General features: G+C 68.7%; 13 protein-coding genes. 3 read left to right on the top strand and 10 right to left on the bottom strand.

Annotated features, from left to right (window positions below):
• Window positions 1–217 precede the first annotated feature (217 nt).
• The 4 genes from J2X65_RS09890 to J2X65_RS09875 form a co-directional block, all read right to left on the bottom strand.
• Window positions 218–1,135 carry a diguanylate cyclase gene (locus J2X65_RS09890; RefSeq protein ID WP_310200721.1) on the bottom strand — a complete coding sequence of 306 codons (918 nt, stop codon included), beginning with the start codon at window positions 1,133–1,135 and terminating at the stop codon, window positions 218–220.
• Window positions 1,132–4,011 (bottom strand): response regulator, encoded by a 2,880-nt coding sequence (locus J2X65_RS09885; protein ID WP_310200720.1) that lies wholly within the window; start codon window positions 4,009–4,011, stop codon window positions 1,132–1,134. Before J2X65_RS09885 ends, J2X65_RS09890 begins: the two co-directional genes overlap by 4 nt.
• Before the next feature lie 80 nt (window positions 4,012–4,091).
• Window positions 4,092–4,478 carry a hypothetical protein gene (locus J2X65_RS09880; protein ID WP_310200719.1) on the bottom strand — a complete coding sequence of 129 codons (387 nt, stop codon included), beginning with the start codon at window positions 4,476–4,478 and terminating at the stop codon, window positions 4,092–4,094.
• A 181-nt stretch (window positions 4,479–4,659) separates the two neighbouring features.
• Window positions 4,660–5,304, bottom strand: coding sequence for a TetR/AcrR family transcriptional regulator (locus J2X65_RS09875; RefSeq protein ID WP_310200718.1), 645 nt, complete (start codon window positions 5,302–5,304; stop codon window positions 4,660–4,662).
• Window positions 5,305–5,501: 197 nt separating this feature from the next.
• Here J2X65_RS09875 and J2X65_RS09870 point away from each other — a divergent pair, with 197 nt between their 5' ends.
• Together J2X65_RS09870 and J2X65_RS09865 are read left to right on the top strand one after the other, a co-directional pair.
• Complete coding sequence (locus J2X65_RS09870) at window positions 5,502–7,664, top strand: malate synthase G (protein ID WP_310200717.1); 2,163 nt, start codon at window positions 5,502–5,504, stop codon at window positions 7,662–7,664.
• Window positions 7,665–7,954: 290 nt separating this feature from the next.
• Window positions 7,955–10,249, top strand: coding sequence for a mechanosensitive ion channel family protein (locus J2X65_RS09865; protein WP_310200716.1), 2,295 nt, complete (start codon window positions 7,955–7,957; stop codon window positions 10,247–10,249).
• A gap of 162 nt (window positions 10,250–10,411) precedes the next feature.
• Here the strand turns inward: J2X65_RS09865 and J2X65_RS09860 are convergent, their stop codons facing one another.
• The 6 genes from J2X65_RS09860 to J2X65_RS09835 form a co-directional block, all read right to left on the bottom strand.
• The gene (locus J2X65_RS09860; RefSeq protein ID WP_310200715.1) at window positions 10,412–12,250 is read right to left on the bottom strand and encodes a monovalent cation:proton antiporter-2 (CPA2) family protein; all 1,839 of its coding nucleotides are present in this window, start codon (window positions 12,248–12,250) and stop codon (window positions 10,412–10,414) included.
• A 262-nt stretch (window positions 12,251–12,512) separates the two neighbouring features.
• On the bottom strand, window positions 12,513–12,797 hold the full coding sequence (locus tag J2X65_RS09855; RefSeq protein ID WP_310200714.1) for a formate dehydrogenase subunit delta: 285 nt from the start codon (window positions 12,795–12,797) through the stop codon (window positions 12,513–12,515).
• Complete coding sequence (fdhD, locus tag J2X65_RS09850; RefSeq protein ID WP_310200713.1) at window positions 12,787–13,635, bottom strand: formate dehydrogenase accessory sulfurtransferase FdhD; 849 nt, start codon at window positions 13,633–13,635, stop codon at window positions 12,787–12,789. Before fdhD ends, J2X65_RS09855 begins: the two co-directional genes overlap by 11 nt.
• A 12-nt stretch (window positions 13,636–13,647) precedes the next feature.
• A complete protein-coding gene (gene fdhF / locus J2X65_RS09845) occupies window positions 13,648–16,506 on the bottom strand; it encodes a formate dehydrogenase subunit alpha (protein WP_310200712.1) in 2,859 nt (952 codons plus the stop codon).
• A gap of 12 nt (window positions 16,507–16,518) precedes the next feature.
• Window positions 16,519–18,093: an NADH-quinone oxidoreductase subunit NuoF gene (locus J2X65_RS09840; RefSeq protein ID WP_310200711.1), complete on the bottom strand. Its 1,575-nt coding sequence runs from the start codon at window positions 18,091–18,093 to the stop codon at window positions 16,519–16,521.
• A complete protein-coding gene (locus J2X65_RS09835) occupies window positions 18,090–18,563 on the bottom strand; it encodes a formate dehydrogenase subunit gamma (RefSeq protein WP_310200710.1) in 474 nt (157 codons plus the stop codon). Before J2X65_RS09835 ends, J2X65_RS09840 begins: the two co-directional genes overlap by 4 nt.
• A gap of 247 nt (window positions 18,564–18,810) precedes the next feature.
• On the opposite strand from J2X65_RS09835, the gene J2X65_RS09830 reads away from it, so the two are divergent.
• Window positions 18,811–20,343: a YifB family Mg chelatase-like AAA ATPase gene (locus tag J2X65_RS09830; RefSeq protein ID WP_310200708.1), complete on the top strand. Its 1,533-nt coding sequence runs from the start codon at window positions 18,811–18,813 to the stop codon at window positions 20,341–20,343.
• Window positions 20,344–20,447 lie beyond the last annotated feature (104 nt).

Raw genomic sequence — 20,447 nt, 5'->3', positions numbered from 1 at the left:
ACCCCCTCCGTCACCGCCCGCGGCATCGTCAACATGACCGCCATCGCCGTCGTCGAGGCCCAGGCCTGACGCTCCCCGCCCCAAGGAGCAGGCCCTACGGTGGAGGGCGCAGGGCGGAGGAGACCGACGAGAGCCGCCATTTCGTCGGGCGTGCCGCGCCGCCGAGGAGGCGCCACGGCACGTTCGGGCTCGACGACCGGGGCATCGAGCTTCGCTTCTAGACCTGCACGGAAAACTCTCGCCCCATCACCCGGTTTCGGCCGGCCGACTTGGCGAGGTAAAGCTGCTCATCCGCCGCCCGCACCCACGCCTCCGGCGCCCCGCCGGCCACGCAGGCCGCCGTCGCCACGCCGACGCTGACCGTCACGAAGGCGGCCGCGTCCGAGGCCCGGTGCGGAATGTCGAGCAGTTGTACGCGCTGATGGATCTGCCGGGCCACCTCCATGGCCTCGGCATGAGAGCATTCCGGCAGCACGCAGGCGAACTCCTCGCCGCCATAGCGGACGGCGACATCGGCGGTGCGCTGCATCGCCCGCTTGAGCGCCGATGCCACCATGGAAAGGCAGCGGTCGCCGGCGGTGTGGCCATAGGCATCGTTGTAGCGCTTGAAGAAATCGATATCGACGATGATAAGCGACAATGGCGACTGGTTCATCGCCAGCCGCACCGCCGCCTGGTCGAGCACGCGCTCCATCCGTCGCCGGTTGCCGAGGCCGGTCAGCGCATCGGTCACCGCCATTTCAGCCAGCTGGTCGCGCATGCGCTTCATGTCGAGATGGTTGCGCACGCGCGCCCGTACCGCGACGGGGCTGATCGGCTTGGTGATGTAGTCGATCGCGCCGAGCGTCAGCCCCCGCACTTCGGCGTCGCGGTCGCCGAGGGCGGTGGTGAAGATGATCGGCACGTCGCCCACCAGCGGGTCGGCCTTGAGCGTGCTGCACACCACATAGCCGTCCGTGCCCGGCATCAGCACGTCGAGCAGGATCAGGTCGGGCATGTTGGTGCGCGCCACATCCACCGCCTCCTCGCCGGAGGTGGCGAAAAAGATCTCGTAGTCGTCTTCCAGCGCCGCCGAGAGAATCTCGATGTTGGATATTTCATCGTCGACGATCAGCACCGATTGGCGCTCGTTCAAGATTGCGTCTCCTCGGTCTCGGTCGGTTCGCTGAGCTGGTGGACGGCGAGCAGGGCAGCGGTGAAATCCAGGCGTGTCAAAGCCGCCTTCAGCGGCGCGAGCGCGGCGTTCGGCCCGATGATCCGCTCCATCTGCTCGAAGGTGCGGCGGGCGCCCAGGTTGCGGCGCTCCAGCTGGGTGACCAGCGTGGCCACCAGCTCGCGCGCCGCCGGGGTCAGCGCCGGCGCGTTCGACCGGTTCGCCCGCTCGGGTATCGCCTGCGCTTCGGCGGGCGGCCTCAGCGATCTGGCGGCCGCAAGCGCCGGCAGCATGGCACGGTCGAGCTGCGACAGCCGCTCCGCGAAACGGTCGGCTTCACCATGCGCCAGCGCATCTTCCAGCTGGCGCGCCGCCTCGGTGACGTGCCTCAGCTCCAGCGAGCCGGCGACGCCCTTGAGCGAATGCGCCAGGCGGCGCGCCTCGTCGGGTTCGCCGGCGGCGATCTGCTCGCCCAGCCTTGCCACCGCATCGGAATAGGTCTCGCCGAAACCGGCGATGAGCTTCGTCAGCAGGGGGCGCTTGCCGTTCACCCGCACCAGCGCGGCAGCGATGTCGAAGGGCGGCAGGGTCTCGGGCAGTTCGCCCGTTGCCGGCGGGCCAGCAACCACAGCGGGCCCGGCCACGGCGGGCCCGGCCGCGGCGACGGCAGCCGTCTGGCCCGCCGGTCGCTCGCCGATCCAGCGGTCGAGGGTGGCGATCAGCCGTTGCGGATCGACCGGCTTGGCGATGTGATCGTCCATGCCGGCCTCGATGCAGGCCAGCCGCTCGCGCTCATAGGCGTGGGCGGTCATGGCGATGATGGGCAGCCGGGCCGCGGAAATCGTCCGGCGGATGCGCCGCGTCGCTTCCAGGCCGTCCATTTCCGGCATTTGCACGTCCATCAGCACGGCCTGGTACTGCCGCCCGGATTCCAGCACCATCTCGCAGGCGACGCGGCCATTGCCGGCCAGTTCCACCAGCAGACCGGCATCGGTCAGCAGCTCGAAGGCGACCTCGCTGTTGATCTCGTTGTCCTCGACCAGCAGCACCCGCGCGCCGCGTGCGGCGGCGTGCACCATGGGCACCGCGCCCGGGGCGGCGTCGCCGGTGGCCTCGACGGCACCGCCCTTGGCCCGGAACAGGTCGACGATGGTGTCCAGCAGCATGCCGGCATCGACCGGCTTGACCAGGAAGGCGGCGATGCCGACATCCTGCGCCGCCGCCATCGCGTCCTCGCGCGCATAGGCGCTGACCATCAGCGCCACCGGCGGGCGGGGCAGCTTCGGGCTGCGCTCGAGCTCGCGCACCAGGTCGACGCCATTCATGGAAGGCATCTTCCAGTCGACCAGCAAAAGGTCATGGGGCATGCCCTGCGCGGCGGCCGCTTCGAGCGTCGCCAGCGCCTCCGGGGCCGAGGCCGCGACCTCGACATGCAGCGCCCAGCTCGCAAAGATCGCGCTCAGGATCTCGCGCGCGCCCGAATTGTCGTCGACGATCAGCACGCGCAGGCCGCGCATGTTCGCCGGCAGGGCAAGGGCCTTGGCCCGCTGGGCCGCCGAGCCCTCCTCCAGGCGCAGCGTCACGGTGAACACGCTGCCGAGCCCCGGGGCGCTCTGCACGCCGATCGTGCCGCCCATCAGCTCCACCAGCTGCTTGGTGATGGCGAGGCCGAGCCCGGTGCCGCCGAACTTGCGCGTGGTCGAGCTGTCGGCCTGGGCGAAGGAGCGGAACAGATTGGCCTGCTGCTCGGCATCCATGCCGACGCCGGTGTCGCGCACGGCGATCTCCAGCACCACGGCGGACGGCGCCGCGTCGGGCAGACGCCGGACCGAGACCCGCACCTCGCCGCGCTCGGTGAACTTCACCGCGTTGCCGATCAGGTTGAGCATGATCTGGTTGAGGCGCAGGGCGTCGCCCACCACCATCTCCGGCACATCGGCCGCGAAGGAGACGCGCACGTCGATCCCCTTCTCGGTGGCCTTCAGCATGGTGATGCCGACCGCGGTCTCCACCTCCTCGCGAATGTCGAAGGAGGATTTTTCGAGCATCAGCTTGCCGGCCTCGATCTTCGAGAAGTCGAGGATGTCGTTGATCAGGGCCAGCAGCGCGGTGCTCGCCTGCCGGATCTTGGTGAGGTATTCGAACTGCCTGGGCGGCAGCTCGCCGCGCAGCGCCAGATGGGTGAAGCCGAGAATGGCGTTCATCGGCGTGCGGATCTCGTGGCTCATATTGGCCAGGAACAGGCCCTTGGCGGCATTGGCGGCCTGCGCCTCGCGGGTGCGTTCCTCCACCTTCTGCTCGAGCGTCTCGTTGCTGAGCATGATTTGCTGGCTCATGGCCTGCACGCGGTTGAAGCCGCCGACCAGCATCTCGCTGATCCACACCAGGATCGCGGTCTGGAAGGCAACGATGCCGGCATGCAGCCAAACGCGGGAGAGATCCTGCCCGGCCGGGAACACCGCGGCGGAGAACACGAAATTGAGCGTGAGATGGTGGATCGCCACCGCCGTCGCCGCCATCAGGATGCTGCGCCAGTCGCACCAGCCGATCATCAGCGCCAGCGAGGCGAAGAAATACATGTGCAGGTCCATCTGCCACCCGTGACCTGCCAGCAGGAACACGAAAAGCGAGGGCATGCCCATCAAGGCGACGGCCGATACATAGCGCGTGACGGGCTCCACCCCGTAAACCAGCCAGGAGATTGTGTAGGCGCCGGCCAGCGCCGCGACGATCAGCGCCGGCACCGTCATGTCGCGCCCTACGGCATAGGCGATCGCCATGGCGACCGGCAGATGCAGCCACAGCAATGCGAGCAGCAGATAGCCAAAGCGGACCCGCAAATGCTCGATCTCGATCATGATCTGATTCCGCAACACATCCTGCGTGGCACGGGCTTGCCCTGCCGGTCGCGCATAAAGAATTCGGCACCAACAACGACCTAACGGCCGACGCATCCGTTTAGAAAACCGGCATCGAGCGCCAGCCACGCTCCCTCGCGCCGCAAGGCATCGGGAAAGCCCTGCCGCGCCTCGTCGTCTCCGACCACGGCGACCACCATATTGTCAAACCGCCCCATGTCGACGATCCGGCCGCCGGCCCGGGCGACGAGTTCCAGAGTTTGCGCCGGCTCATACCAGGGCGGCGCCACCACCGCGACATGCTCGGTGCCGGGCCCCGCCGCCAGCATGGCCGTGCTGGTGCCCAGGGTGCTGAGCAGCAGAAGCAGCACCGCGGGCAGCAGCGTCGCGAAGCCGCCGCCGGCGCGATCACCCGGGCGCGCCCGCAAAGGGAGCCCGCCATGCCCCACCATCGGCGTACTGCGCATGAGACCCGAAACTCTCCCCTGGCGGAGCTGCGACCGCCCCTGCCCATTTCCCCATCCCGGCAGGGCGGAAGTTACCGGTAAACCACCGCCGCCGCCACCGGGCCGCCGATGGCGGCCGAACATCAGGAAGGATATCCGCCTGCGCATTGCAAGACCGCCCCCGCCTTCCCGGCGCGCCCCCTCAACGCGGCATCATCCCCTCGACGATCAGCCGGATCGCCTCGCGCAGGTAATTGCGGCGGTCGGTGTCGCGCGGCCAGTCCGGCAGGCCCGGCTGCTTGAGCGGCAGGGCGCCGAAGATCAGGTCCATCAGCATCCGCGCGGTGTATTCCGGGTTGGCGAGGCGAATGCGGCCGCGCTCGGCCTGCCGGGTCAGCCACGCGGTGAGCTCGGCGCGCGAGGGATCGGCGCCGTGGATGCGCACCACATTGCCGAGCTCGGGAAATTGCCGCAGCTCCGCCAGCACGAAGCCGACCAGAGCCATGCGCTCCCGGTTTTCCGCGTCGTCGATATCGACCCGGAAGATGGCGGCAATGGCATCGATCAGCGACAGCTGGTCGTAGTCGCCCGGCAGCGCCAGCATGCTGAAGCGGTGCTCCTCGACGATCGCGGCGAACAGGTCGATCTTGGCGGGAAACAGCCGGTACAGCGTGCGCTTGGAAATCCGGCAGGCGGCGGCGATCTCGTCCATGGTGGTGCGGCCATAACCGCCGGCCAGGAACAGGGCGTGCGCCTGGGCGACGATTGCGGCGGCCTGGTCGTGGTCGGAGCGTGCCTTGGGCCGTCCCCGCCCGCGCTTCGGCGGGAGCCGATCCTCCTGCACCATGTCGCCTCCTCGCGCGCGATGAACATTCCGCGATTCCGGTCCTTTGACCGGAGGAAAGCCGTCCGCGCGCGGCCACCCGGCCGGTCCATACCCGACTATATGCGATATTGCGCCGCACTTATTTTTCGCTGCATAGCAAAAAACTGGACAGCCTCTGCCGGCGTGGCGCCGGCCAAATGCTCGGAGAACGCCAAATCATGAGCACCGTTGACATCGCCGGCCTGCATATCGACGCCGACCTCTACGCCTTCATCAATGACGAGGCCATTCCCGGCACCGGCATCGACCCCGCCGCCTTCTGGCAGGGCTTCGCCGAGATCGTCGGCGAGTTCTCGCCCCGCAACGGCACGCTGCTGGCCAAGCGCGACGCGTTGCAGACGGTGATCGACGATTGGCACCGCACCCATAAGGGGCGCAGCATCGATCCGGCGGAGTACGAGACCTTCCTCGGCGAGATCGGCTATCTCCTCCCCGAGCCGGACGCGGTCACGGTGACGACACAGAACGTCGACGACGAGCTCGCCCGCATTCCCGGCCCGCAGCTGGTGGTGCCGATCACCAATGCCCGCTATGCGCTGAATGCCGCCAATGCGCGCTGGAACAGCCTGTACGACGCGCTCTACGGCACCGACGCGCTTCCCGAGGAGGACGGCGCCACCCGCGCCGGCGGCTTCAACCCGGTGCGTGCCGCCAAGGTGGTGGCGAAGGTGCGGGCGTTCCTCGACGAGACCTTCCCGCTGACCGCCGGCTCGCATCTCGACGCCACCGCCTATGCGGTCGCGGACGGCGCGCTCCGGGTGACGCTGGCCTCCGGCGCCGTCGCCGGCCTCGCCGATACCGCGCAGTTCGCCGGCTTCACCGGAGACGCCGCGACGCCCGCCACGGTGCTGCTGGTCAATCACGGCCTGCACGTCGAGCTGAAGATCGACCGCTCCACCCGCATCGGCGCCACCGACGCCGCCGGCATCGCCGATGTCATCGTCGAGGCGGCGGTCACCACCATCATCGATTGCGAGGACAGCGTCGCCGCGGTGGATGCCGCCGACAAGATCCTCGTCTACCGCAACTGGCTCGGCCTGATGAAGGGCACGCTCAGCGCCCATTTCGACAAGGGCGGCGCGACGGTGGAACGCCATCTGGCGCAGGACCGCGTCTACACCGCGCCGGATGGCGGCACCAAGGTGCTGCATGGGCGCAGCCTGCTGCTGGTGCGCAATGTCGGCCACCACATGATGACCGACGCGGTGCGCGGCGCCGATGGCGCGGAAATTCCGGAGACATTGCTCGACGCCGCCGTCACCTCGCTCATCGCGCTGCACGATCTCAAGGGCGGCGGCCCCCTGCACAACAGCCGCACCGGCTCGGTCTACATCGTCAAGCCGAAGATGCACGGGCCGGAGGAGGTCGGCTTCGCGGTGGAGCTGTTCGCCCGCGTCGAGGCGCTGCTGGGCATGGCGCCGACCACGCTGAAGATCGGCATCATGGACGAGGAGCGCCGCACCAGCGCCAATCTCGCCGCCGCCATCCATGAGGCGCGCGAGCGCGTCGTCTTCATCAATACCGGCTTCCTCGATCGCACCGGCGACGAGATCCACACCTCGATCGAGGCGGGGCCGATGGTCCGCAAGAACGAGATGAAGGCGCAGCTCTGGATCAAGGCCTATGAGGACAACAACGTCGATGTCGGGCTCAGAGCCCATCTCGACGGCAAGGGCCAGATCGGCAAGGGCATGTGGGCGATGCCGGACCGCATGGCCGACATGCTGGTGCAGAAGATCGTGCATCCGCTGGCCGGCGCCAATACCGCCTGGGTACCCTCCCCGACCGCGGCGACGCTGCACGCACTGCATTATCACAAGGTCGACGTCTTCGCCCGGCAGGCGGAACTGCGCCACCGCAAGCCGGCCGCCCGCCGCGACCTGCTCACCGTGCCGGTGGTCGATCGCGGCAATTGGGAACCCGCCGCGGTGCAGGAGGAGCTCGACAACAATATCCAGGGCATTCTCGGCTATGTCGTGCGCTGGATCGACCAGGGCGTCGGCTGCTCCAAGGTGCCGGACATCCACGATGTCGGGCTGATGGAGGACCGCGCCACGCTGCGCATCTCCTCGCAGCACGTCGCCAACTGGCTGCTGCACGGGGTCTGCACCGTCGAGCAGGTAGAGGAGACGCTGCGCCGCATGGCCAAGGTGGTGGACGGCCAGAACGCCGGCGACCCGGCCTATGTGCCGATGGCGCCCTCCTATGACGGCCATGCCTTCAGGGCGGCGCGCGAGTTGGTGCTCGAAGGCCGCACCCAGCCGAACGGCTACACGGAGTTCATTCTCCACCGCCGCCGCCGCGAGGCCAAGGCCGCCTGAGCGCAACGTTCGGCGCATCGCCCACGTGTGACGCCCACGCACGCATCCCGACGCCCGCCTCGCGGCGGCGTTCCACCCCGATCCTCCCCGGCCTATCGTTCCCGATGCCGGGGAGTTTGCTTGCATTCCTCATGGACAGGGGAAGCAACGCGGCCGATAGTGGCCTGCCGCACCGAAAACGACTGCCTCGAAGCGGCCGCTGAATTCGGGGCCCAGCCCGCGGCACGGCGCCGGGGCGGTCGACCGGTTGAAGCGCTTGACGTGGCGGTCCATTGCCCGGCCAAGGCTCCATGAACCTCCTGCGTCGCGTCCTTCTCGCTCTCCCGCTTCTGCTGCTGCCGCTGGCGCCTATCGCCGCCCAGACTCCGGCACCCATTGCTCCGGCACCCACGGCTCCGGCACCCACGGCTCCGGCACCCCTCCCCCTCAGCCAGCAGCAATTCGACCAGCTGGTGGATTCGCTCAGCAGCGCGGTGGCGGAACGGTTGAAGACCGGTGCCGCGACGCCGGCCAGCCCGTCGGCGGGCACCGCCGCGGGCGCGAAGCCCGAGGTGCCGGCTTCGGAACCTGCGCCGGCTCCGATGATGAGCATGACGCACGAGGAGCCGATGAGCGAAAAGTTCATCGAGGTCCTCGATCACAGCGACGACGTGCTGGCGGAACTGCCGGCGCTGATCGAGCAGGGCAGCCGCATCCCCCACATTCTCAGCGCCGAGCTCAATCAAGGCCGCGAGCCAGGCCGCTTCCTGCTGCTTGTGGCGGCCTGCGTCGCCGTGGCGCTCGGCACCGAGGCCCTGCTGCGCCTCGCCTTGCGCCCGGCCCGGCGCCATCTCGCCAACCGCGTGACCGGCGCCGCCTCGCTCTGGGCCCTGGCCGCGCTGGTCAGCCTCGACGTGGTGATCCTTGCCGGCCTGTGGCTGGCAACGCATGCGATGATCGTCGGCTTCTTCGAGGGCGATATACCGCAGGCGCATTTCGGCTTCCTGGTGCTGACCAGCGTGTTCTACTGGCGGCTGTATCTGCTGGTGTTCCGCATCGCCCTGCGGCCCAACCTGCCGCAGGCACGGCTCGCCGAGATCGACGACGCCGAGGCGCTGAAGATCTATCGCTGGACCTCGGCGGTGATCCTGGTGGCGATACTGCTCACCGATATCCGCCGCATTCTCGAAGGCATGCAGTCGCCGCCGCTGGTGCTTGCCTGCGCCATGCTCATCAATGCGCTGGTGCTCACCACCCTGATCATCGCGGCGTCGATCGCGATCCGCGAACCGATGGCGAAGTGGTTCCACGGCCTCAGCCAGGGCGGCAAGCCGGGACCGCTGGTGGCCGGCATTGCGCGTTTCTGGCTGGTCATCGCCATACCGTTCTTCCTTGTGCTCGGCATGGCCCGCATCTATGGCGCCCTCACCACCGCCAATGGCGTGCACGAGGCGATCATGATGACGCTGAACGTGCTGATCGGGCTTCTGGTGCTGGAATCCTTCATGGAGAAGGTCTGCCGCCTGATGCGCCGTGACATGGAGGCCAGCCATTTCCGGCGCGAACGGGCGATCGAGGCGCTGATGCGTTGCGTGCGGGTCGCCATCCTGCTCGGCGCGCTGTCGCTGCTGTTCCGCATCTGGGCGGTGCATGGCGTCGGCATGATGGATATGAGCGGTTACAATGCGCTGGCGGCGGCGGCGCTGCCGGCCGGCGCCATCCTGCTCGGCGCCTATTGCGCCTGGCAGGCCGTGGAATATTTCACCAGGCTCTACGCCGCCCCGGTCGCCAGCGGCCTGCCCGGCCATCAGGACAGCGAGGAGACCACCGCCGCCCCGACCACCGCCTCGCGCATGAGCACGCTGATGCCGTTGCTGCGGGTCACCATGCTGCTCGCCATCGTCGTCATGGCGGTGCTGACCGTGCTGTCGCAGCTCGGCATCAACATCACGCCGCTGATTGCCGGCGCCTCGATTGTCGGCCTCGCCATCTCCTTCGGCAGCCAGACCTTGGTGAAGGACATCGTCTCCGGCGTGTTCTACCTGGTCGACGATGCCTTCCGGGTCGGCGAGTACATTGACTGCGGCAAGGCCAAGGGCACGGTGGAGGGCTTCACCCTGCGCTCGCTGAAGCTGCGCCACCAGAACGGCATGGTGCACACCATCCCCTTCGGCCAGCTGGGTCAGATCACCAATTTCAGCCGCGACTGGTCGACGCTGAAGTTCAACCTGCGCTTCACCCGCGACACCGACATCGAGAAGCTGCGCAAGACGGTGAAGAAGATCGGCATCGAGCTGCAGGACGATCCCGAATTCAAGGACGACTTCCTGATGCCGCTGAAGATGCAGGGCGTCGCCGATATCGCCGACAACGCCCTGGTGGTGCGGTTCAAGTTCACCGTGAAGCCGACCCGGCCGACGGTGATCCAGCGCGAGGCGGTCAAGCGGATGATCCGCACCCTGCCGCAGCAGGGCATCGAGTTCGCCAACAACACCGTGTCGGTGCAGTCCATGACGACCGGCGACCCGGCCGGTGCCGCCGCGGCCAGCCGCAAGGCCGCCAACGATCTCGCCGAGAAGGTGGCGGCCGAAGCCGCCGCGAGCTGAAAGCCGGATCGCCACGCGCGCCGACCCCTTCCAGGCGGTCGGCGGAGGCTGCCGCCCCGTGATCGGGCGATGCCGCCTGATGACGGGATGGCGGCGTGTTTTGAACAGGTTGAACCCCGCTCCGTGGCGGGGGCCTTCCGGCTGTCGTGGCGGGAACGGGCCCTAGCCGGAAAACTCGGTCTCGTGGCGCAGCGCGTCCTCCGCCTCGGGATTGAGCGCATGCGCCTCGCGCTCGGGCCGCACCAGCGGCTCCGGCTCGGCGGCCATGCGGCCGGGCCCGTAGTCGATGCCCCCCTCCATCTGCCGCTGCAGCCGCTGGCGGTCGAGCTCGCGCACTTCGGTGATGATGTGACGGGCCGCTTCGACCCCCACGCCATTGGCCCTCAGCGTCGCATTGCCGAAGGCCAGGGCCGATTCGAAGGTCTCGCGGATCTCATAGTCGACCCCCTTCGCCTTGAGGGCGAGGCTGTGGGTGCGGTCATAGGCGCGCACATGCAGCTGCACGTGCGGGACGTTCATCTTGAGGATCTCGACGATGCGGTCGGCCGTCTCGCGATGGTCGACGCACACCGCCACCACCCGCACCCGCTCGGCCCCCGCCGCGCGCAGCACGTCGAGCCGGGTGCCGTCGCCGTAATAGATGCGGAAGCCGAAGCGGCCGGCGCTCTGGATCATCTCGACATCATTGTCGATGATCGTCACCTCCATGCCCTGGGTCAGCAGGCATTGCGAGACGATCTGGCCGAAGCGGCCGAAGCCGACCACCAGCACCGAACCATGCGCATCGGAGAAATCGTCCGGCTTCGGCACCGTGATGTCGCGGCGCTCCAGCTTGCGGGCGATGCGCTCGCCGATCAGCGCCACCGGCGGGCCCAGCATCATGGTCATCGCCGCGCAGGCGGAAAGCAGGTCCGCCTGCTGGGCGGTGATCAGGCCGAGCCCGAGGGCGAGCGGGAACAGCACGAAGGAGAACTCGCCTGCCGAGGTGAGCACCGAGGCGGCCCGCACCGAATCCGCCTCCGTACCCTCGGAGAGATGGAACACCGCCCACACCGAGACCGCCTTCACCAGGGTGACGAGCAGCGTGCCGAGGATCAGCAGCGGCGCATTGGCGAGCACCACGTCGAGATTCATCGACATGCCGATGCTCATGAAGAACAGCGCGATCAGCAGCCCGCGAAACGCGTCGACATTGGCCTCCAGCTCATGGCGGAAGCTGGATTCCGACAGCATCACCCCGGCGAGGAAGGCGCCCATCGCCATCGACATGCCGACCGACGCCATCAGCGCGCCGGCGCCTAGCACCACCAGCAGCGCCGCCGCGGTCATCACCTCGCGGGCATGGCTGCGGGCGAGGATCTGGAACAGCGGCGTCAGCAGATAGCGGCCGACCCCGATCACCACCGCCACCGCCGCCAGCACGATGCCGACATCGCCCAGCGAATCGAAGAGGGTTTGCCCCTCATGGGTGCCCGGCACCATCAGCGGCATGAAGGCGATCAGCGGCACCACCGCCATGTCCTGGAACAGCAGCACCGCGAAGGCCCGCTGGCCATAGGGCTGTGCCAGCCCGTTCTTTTCCTCCAGCAGCTGCAGGGCGATGGAGGTGGCCGACAGGGCCAGCGCCAGCCCGGCAATGGCGCCGGCACGCCAGTCGAAATCCTTGCCGGCATAGTGCGCCAGCACGGCGATGGAGCCGCCGGTGAAGATCAGCTGCGCGGCGCCGATGCCGAAGATCGCCCGGCGCAGCGCCAGCAGCCGCGACAGCTTCAGCTCGAGCCCGATGACGAACAGCAGCAGCACCACGCCGATCTCGGCCACGGTGATGATGCGCTCGGGGTCGCGGATCGCCCCGAGGCCGGAGGGACCGATGGCAATGCCGGCGACCAGATAGCCGACGATGGGGGAGAGGCCGAGACGCCGGGCAAGGGGAACCGCCACCACCAGCGCCACCAGGAACACCAGCGCCGAGATCAGCAGCCCATACCCGTCGCCGTGCATTCCCACTCACTCCGTTCCGCGACCGGCCCACTGTCGCCGGTCCGGCGCCCCCGTATTGCGATGCCCCCCGGCCATGGCGGAACGATGGTCGCGACGCGGCCGAATGGCGCCGGCGCCATGGGACCACCTTTCGCGGCCGGACAGCAAGGCGTCTAGCCGAATCGCCCTGAAAAACGACAGCAAAACGCCCGCATGGACGGTCCATGCGGGCGCGGCGGCGTGACGAGAGGGAAGGCGGCGAGACGCGCCCAGTGGTGCGCGCTCAGTGATGCGCGGGCAGCGACGCGGCCGGGCGGGCCACCGGTATGTCGGCGCGCTTCACCGGCGGCAGGGTCTTGAGCGATTCGACGACCAGCGGCTTCAGCCCGTCGCCGCCGGTGGCGATGTGGTCTTCGATCTTGGCGCGCATGCGCGGTTCCCAGAAATCCTTGATATGCTTGGCGATGCCGGCGACCGCCTTGTCGTGCTTCTGGGATTCGAAGAAGGCGCCGATCTGGTTCGCCATGTAGATCAGCCGCGGCAGGCTGTCATGCGAATCATGCGACATGGGGAACGGTCTCCGTGTTGGATCCGCCGGTCGCGATGCGATGCGGATGGGTAAAGACTTCAAATCCGTCGTCCCGCGCGATCGCCGCGAGGGTGATGCCCGCCGCCTCGGCCGTGCGCACCGCCAGGGCCGTCGGCGCCGAGACCGCCACCAGCACCGAGGCGCCGAGCATCGCGGTCTTCTGGATCATCTCGATCGACACCCGGCTGGTCAGCAGCACGATGCCCCGCGATGCCGGGTTCTCCGTCGCCGTCCGCGGCTGGCGCACCAGATGGCCGACCAGCTTGTCGAGCGCGTTGTGACGCCCGACATCCTCGCGCACCGCGACCAGCCCGGCCTCCGGTTCCCAGAACGCCGCGGCATGCACCGCGCGGGTGGCATGGTTGAGCACCTGCGCCGGCGGCAGGGCGGCAATGGCACGGGAAATGTCGGCCGGCGCGAAGATCCGTCCCTCGCCCACCGCCCGTGCCGGCTTCACCGCCAGTTCGAGGCTTTCCACCCCGCACAGGCCGCAGCCGGTCGGCCCGGCGATCTGCCGGCGCCGGGCCACCATCAGCCCGGCCCGCTCGGCATTGATCCACAGCCGCACCTCGACCCCCTCGTCGAATTCGAGAAGCTCGAGGTCCTCGACATCGGCAAGGCTGTCGATCACGCCCTCGGTCAGGCTGAAGCCGATGCCGAAATCCTGAAGATCGGCCGGCGTCGCCATCATCACGGCATAGGTGGAGCCGTTATGGACGATGGCGACCGGCGTCTCCTCGGGAATGGCGCGCTCGCCCGCCTGCGCGCCTTTCGGCGTGCAGGCGAGACGGGGAACGCGGACAACCGGCGGGATCATCGCGCTAGGCTATCACTCCGCCGCTTCGACGGCGATGCGGCGGCTCTGGCGGGCGAAAGCGTCGTAATCCTCCTGCCACTGCGACGGCCCGTTGGAGCGGGCCACCTGCACCGCCGTCACCTTGAACTCGGGGCAGTTGGTCGCCCAGTCCGAGAAGTCGGTGGTGACGACATTGGCCTGCGTCGTCGGGTGGTGGAAGGTGGTGTAGACGACGCCCGGCGCCACGCGGTCGGTGATCTCCGCCCGCAGGGTGGTGGAGCCGGCGCGGCTGTCGATACGCACCCAGTCGCCGTCGCGCACACCGCGCTGCTCGGCATCGTGCGGGTGGATCTCCAGAAGGTCCTCCGGGTGCCAGGCGACATTGTCGGTGCGCCGCGTCTGCGCGCCGACATTGTAGTGGCTGAGGATGCGGCCGGTGGTGAGCAGCAGCGGGAAGCGGGCGCCGGAACGCTCGTCGGTCGGCACATATTCGGTGACGACGAACTTGCCCTTGCCGCGCGCGAAGCTCTCGATGTGCATGATCGGCACACCTTCCGGGTTCGCGTCGTTGCACGGCCACTGCACCGAGCCGAGCTCGTCGAGGCGCTTGAACGACACCCCGGCGAAGGTCGGGGTCAGCGCGGCGATCTCGTCCATGATCTCGGACGGGTGGGTGTAGTTCCAGTCCATGCCGATGGCGCGGGCGAGCAGCTGTGTCACTTCCCAGTCGCCATAGCCGTTCTTCGGCGCCATCACCTTGCGCACCAGCTGGATGCGGCGCTCGGCATTGGTGAAGGTACCGTCCTTCTCCAGGAAGGTGCAGCCGGGCAGGAAGACATGGGCGTAGTTGGCGGTCTCGTTCAGGAACAGGTCCTGCACGATCACCAGCTCCATGGCCGCGAGGCCGGCGGCGACATGCTTGGTGTCGGGGTCGGACTGGAGGATGTCCTCGCCCTGGACGTAGAGCGCCTTGAAGGTGCCCTCGACCGCGGCATCCAGCATGTTGGGAATGCGCAGGCCGGGCTCGGGATCGAGCGGACGGCCCCACATCGCCTCGAAGGTGGCGCGGGTGGCGTCGTCGGAGATGTGGCGATAGCCCGGCAGCTCGTGCGGGAACGAGCCCATGTCGCAGGAGCCCTGCACGTTGTTCTGGCCGCGCAGCGGGTTCACGCCGACGCCGCGGCGGCCGATATTGCCGGTCGCCATGGCGAGGTTGGCGATCGCCATCACCGTGGTCGAGCCCTGCGAGTGCTCGGTGACGCCGAGGCCGTAATAGATCGCCGCATTGCCGCCGGTGGCGAACAGCCGGGCGGCGCCGCGGATCAGTTCCGGCGCCACGCCGGTGTACTGGGCGACGGCTTCCGGCGAGTGGCGTTCGTCGGCGACGAACTCGGCCCAGTCCTGGAACTCGTCCCAGTCGCAGCGTTCGCGCACGAAGGTCTCGTCGACCAGGCCCTCGGTGACGATGACATGGGCCAGCGAGGTGACGACGGCGACATTGGTGCCGGGCTGCAGCGGCAGATGGAAGTCGGCCTTGATGTGCGGCGAGCGCACCAGGTCGATGCGGCGCGGATCGACGACGATCAGCTTGGCGCCCTCGCGCAGGCGCTTCTTCATGCGCGAGCCGAACACCGGGTGGCCGTCGGTCGGGTTGGCGCCGATGACCAGGATGACGTCGCTGTCCTCGACCGAATCGAAGTCCTGCGTGCCGGCGGAGGTGCCGAACGCCTGGTTCAGGCCATAGCCGGTCGGCGAGTGGCAGACGCGGGCGCAGGTATCGACATTGTTGGTGCCGAAGCCGGCGCGGATGATCTTCTGGACGAGATAGGCTTCCTCATTGGTGCAGCGCGAGGAGGTGATGCCGCCCACGGAGCGGCGGCCATAGGTCTCCTGGATGCGCTTCAGCTCGGAGGCGGTGTGGGCGATCGCCTCGTCCCACGACACTTCCCGCCACGGGTCGGTGACCTTGGCGCGGATCATCGGGTTGAGCACGCGATCCTTGTGCATCGCGTAGCCCCAGGCGAAGCGGCCCTTGACGCAGCTATGGCCGCGATTGGCCTTGCCTTCCTTCCACGGCACCATGCGCACCACTTCCTGGCCGCGCATCTCCGCCTTGAAGGTGCATCCGACGCCGCAATAGGCGCAGGTGGTGACGACGGAATGCTCGGGCGTGCCGATCTCGATCAGCCGCTTCTCGGAAAGGGTGGCGGTCGGACAGGCCTGCACGCAGGCGCCGCAGGACACGCATTCCGAGGTGAGGAAGGCTTCCGACTGGCCCGGCGACACGCGACTGTCGAAGCCGCGGCCGGAGATGGTCAGCGCGAAGGTGCCCTGCACTTCCTCGCAGGCGCGCACGCAGCGATTGCAGACGATGCACTTGGCCGGGTCGTAGGTGAAATAGGGGTTCGACTCGTCCTTGGGCATGACGAGCTCGGAAGTGGGGGCGAAATGATTGGCGCCCTCCATGCCGTAGCGCACCTCGCGCAGGCCGACCGCGCCGGCCATGTCCTGCAGCTCGCAGTCGCCATTGGCGGCGCAGGTGAGGCAGTCCAGCGGGTGGTCGGAGATGTAGAGCTCCATCACCCCCTTGCGCAGCTGCGCGAGGCGCGGCGTCTGGGTGTGCACCTTGATGCCCGGCGCCACCGGCGTCGTGCATGAGGCCGGGGTGCCGTTGCGGCCCTCGATCTCGATCAGGCAGAGGCGGCAGGAGCCGAAGGCGTCCAGCATGTCGGTGGCGCAGAGCTTGGGGATCTGCGTCCCCATCTCCATCGCCGCGCGCATGATGGACGTGCCTTCCGCGACCGTGACCTCGACGCCGTCGATGGTGAGCGTCACCATCTTGTCGGTCTTGGGGGCGGGCGTACCGTAGTCGATCTCATGGACGAGAGACATGGCGTGTCCTCCTCATTCAGCGGCTTCGAGGCGACGGGGCGTGTCGCCGAATTCTTCGGGGAAATGGGTGAGGGCGCTCAGCACCGGATAGGGTGTGAACCCGCCCAGCGCGCAGAGCGAGCCGAGCTTCATGGTCTGGCAGAGGTCCTTCAGCACTTCGAGGTTCTTCTCGCGCCGCTCGCCGGCGACGATGCGGTCGATGACCTCGACGCCGCGGGTGGAGCCGATGCGGCAGGGCGTGCACTTGCCGCAGCTCTCCACCGAACAGAACTCCATGGCGAAGCGCGCCATCTTCACCATGTCGGCGGTGTCGTCGAACACCACGATGCCGCCATGGCCGATCAGCGCGTCCTTGGCCGCGAAGGCCTCGTAGTCGAAGGGCAGGTCGAACTGCCAGGTCGGCACATAGGCACCGAGCGGGCCGCCCACCTGCGCCGCCTTCACCGGGCGGCCGGACGCCGTGCCGCCGCCGATATCGTTGATCAGCTCGCCGAGGGTGATGCCGAAGGCGGTCTCGAACAGGCCGCCGAACTTCACATTGCCGGCGATCTGCACCGGCATGGTGCCGCGCGAGCGTCCCATGCCGAAATCGGCGTATTTCTGCGCGCCGTCGGCCAGGATATGCGGCACCGCCACCAGCGACAGCACGTTGTTGATCACGGTCGGCTTCTGGAACAGGCCCTTATGCGCCGGCAGCGGCGGCTTGGCGCGCACCGTGCCGCGGCCGCCCTCGAGGCTGTCGAGCAGCGCGGTCTCCTCGCCGCAGACATAGGCGCCGGCGCCCATGCGCACTTCCATGTCGAAGCTGTGCGGCGAGCCGGCAATGTTGACGCCGAGCATGCCGTGGGCGCGCGCCGCCTCGATCGCCTTCTCCATCGCCCAGATGGCGTGCGGATATTCCGAGCGGGTATAGACGTATCCCTTGGTGGCGCCCACCGCGATGCCGGCAATGGTCATGCCCTCGATCAGCTGGAAAGGGTCGCCTTCCATGATCATGCGGTCGGCGAAGGTGCCCGAGTCGCCTTCGTCGGCGTTGCAGACGATGTATTTGCGGTCGTCCTTGGCGTCGGCCACGGTCTTCCACTTGATGGCGGTGGGGAAGCCGGCGCCGCCGCGGCCGCGCAGGCCGGATTTCTTGACTTCCTCGATGATCTCCGCCGGGCCGAGCGCCAGCGCGCGCTCGAGACCCTTGTAACCGCCATGGGCGACGTAGTCGGCATAGGAGGCCGGGTCGATGATGCCGCAGCGGGCGAAGGTGAGCCGGGTCTGCTTCGCCAGGAAGGGGTGTTCCTCCGGCTTGCCGATGCGCAGCGCATGCGTGGCCCCCGTGAGGAAGCCGGCCGCGAACAGCGCCTCGACGTCGCCTTCCTCCACCGGGCCATAGGCGATGCGGCCTTCCGGGGTCGCCACTTCGACCAGCGGCTCCAGCCACAGCATGCCGCGCGAGCCGGTGCGGATGATCTCGACCGGCTGACTGCGGGCGAGGGCCGCGGCCTCGATGGCCTGGACCACCTCGTCGGCGCCGCAGGCGATGGCGCAGGCGTCCTTGGGAACGTAGATGCGGATGCTTACGGGATTCGTGCTCACGACTGCGCCTCCGAGATCAGCGCGTCGAGGCGACGCTCGTTGAGACGGGCGACGATGCGGCCGTCGAGCATGGCGGAAGGCGCGGTGGCGCACAGGCCGAGGCAGTAGATCGGCTCGACGGTGACGCGGCCATCGGCGGTGGTCTCGCCGAGCTTGCAGCCAAGCTTGTGCTCGGCATGGGCGGCCAGCGCATCGCCGCCGGCGGCCTGGCAGGCCTCGGCGCGGCACAGCTTCAGCACGTGCTGGCCGGCGGGCTCGTGCCGGAAATCATGATAGAAGGTCACCACGCCGTGGACTTCGGCGCGCGAGACATTCAGGCGTTCGGCAAGCATCGGCACCACCGCATCCGGCACATAGCCGAACGTTTCCTGCACCGCGTGGAGCATCGGCATGAGCGGGCCCTCGAGATGAGCGAACTCGCCGATCACGGCCTGCGCCCGCTCTTCGCTCCATGGCTCGTAATGCGGCATCTTCTCCCGGACCTTCTTTTAAAGTTTTCCAATGGAGAACATCGGCCCTGACTTGACGGAAATCAATTCCGGCGTTCCGTCTCTTGATAGAAAGGTTCTATCGAACGCGCACGGCACCGGTCCGGCAGCGAGCGAATTCGCCTTTTCCGTTCCCTTAATGTTCTTGACGCGGGGTTTTCGCCCTTTAGAGTTGAGGTTTCGGGGCGGGATGGCGCGGCGCGGCGCGCGAAGACGTGATCGGGGGACCATGGTCCAGCGGGTGGCAACGGTGGCGTTCGAGGGCATCGAGGCGCGCCCGGTCGACGTGCAGGTCCAGGTCAGCCCCGGCCTGCCGGCGTTCAATCTGGTCGGCCTCGCCGACAAGGCGGTGACCGAGGCGAAGGAGCGGGTGCGCGCGGCGCTCATCGCCTCCGGGCTTGCCCTGCCGCCCAAGCGCATCACCGTCAATCTCGCCCCCGCCGATCTGCCCAAGGAGGGCAGCCATTACGATCTGCCGATCGCGCTCGGCCTGATGGCGGCGATCGGGGCGGTTCCCGCCGAGGCGCTGGAAGGCTTCACCGTGGTCGGCGAGCTGGCGCTCGACGGCCGCATCGCCGCGGTGGCCGGGGTGCTGCCGGCGGCGATCGGCGCCAATGCCCGCGGCCACGGCCTCATCTGCCCGGCGGAATGCGGCCAAGAGGCCGCCTGGGCCAGCCCGGACATGCCGGTGCTGGCGCCCTCCTCGCTCATCCAGCTGGCCGGCCATCTCGCCGGCCGGCAGCGGCTGACCCGGCCGGAGCCGCGGCTGGACGCCGCCGGTGCCGCGCTGCCGGACCTCTCGGACGTGCGCGGACAGGAGACAGCCCGGCGGGCATTGGAAGTGGCCGCCGCCGGCAGCCACAACCTTTTGTTCTGCGGCCCGCCCGGCGCCGGCAAGTCGATGCTGGCGCAGCGCCTGCCCTCGATCCTGCCGCCGCTGTCGCCTGTGGAGCTGCTGGAGGTCTCGATGATCGCCTCGGTGGCCGGCACGCTGCAATCGGGCGCGCTCACCGACCGGCGGCCGTTCCGCGCGCCGCACCATTCCGCCTCGATGGCGGCGATGGTCGGCGGCGGCAACCGCGCCCGGCCCGGCGAGGTGTCGCTCGCGCATAATGGCGTGCTGTTCCTCGATGAGCTGCCGGAGTTCCAGCCCTCGGTGCTCGACGCGCTGCGCCAGCCTTTGGAGACCGGCGACGCCTTCATCGCCCGCGCCAACCACCGCGTCACCTATCCGGCCCGGTTCCAGCTGGTGGCGGCGATGAACCCCTGCCGCTGCGGCCGGGCCGGCGAGCCCGGCTTCACCTGCCGACGCGGGCCGCGCTGCGCGGCGGACTATCAGGCGCGGCTGTCGGGCCCCTTCCTCGACCGCATCGATTTGCATCTCGACGTGCCGGCGGTATCGGCGGTGGATCTGGTGCGCTCGGCGCCGACCGAATCGAGCGTCAGCGTCGCCCGGCGGGTGGCGGCGGCGCGGGCGGCGCAGGCCGAGCGTTTCGCCGCCCTCGGCCGGCCGGACCTCGCCACCAACGCCCAGGCCTCCGGCCCGATATTGGAGGAGATCGCCTCGCCCGACAGCCACGGCGCCGCGCTGCTCACCGATGCGGCGCGCATCATGCGGCTGTCGGCGCGCGGCTATCACCGCGTGCTGAGGGTGGCGCGTACCCTCGCCGATCTTTCCGGGGCCGAAACGGTTGGACGTGCCCATATCGCCGAAGCCCTGGCCTATCGCGTCGGCGCCGACCGGACCACCGCCGCCGCATAGCCCCGCAAGCGCCGCCGGCAACAAAGGCGTCGGGGATCGACCGTGCCGCAGGCAGGCCTGCCAAGGTCCAGCAATCGGCCGCGGGCCGTGTCGGGCATGGCGTC

The organism is Ancylobacter sp. 3268, assembly GCF_031456575.1.
Lineage (GTDB): Bacteria > Pseudomonadota > Alphaproteobacteria > Rhizobiales > Xanthobacteraceae > Ancylobacter.
Note: the sequence above shows the minus strand (reverse complement) of the source record. Positions and strands in the feature narration are given on the sequence as shown.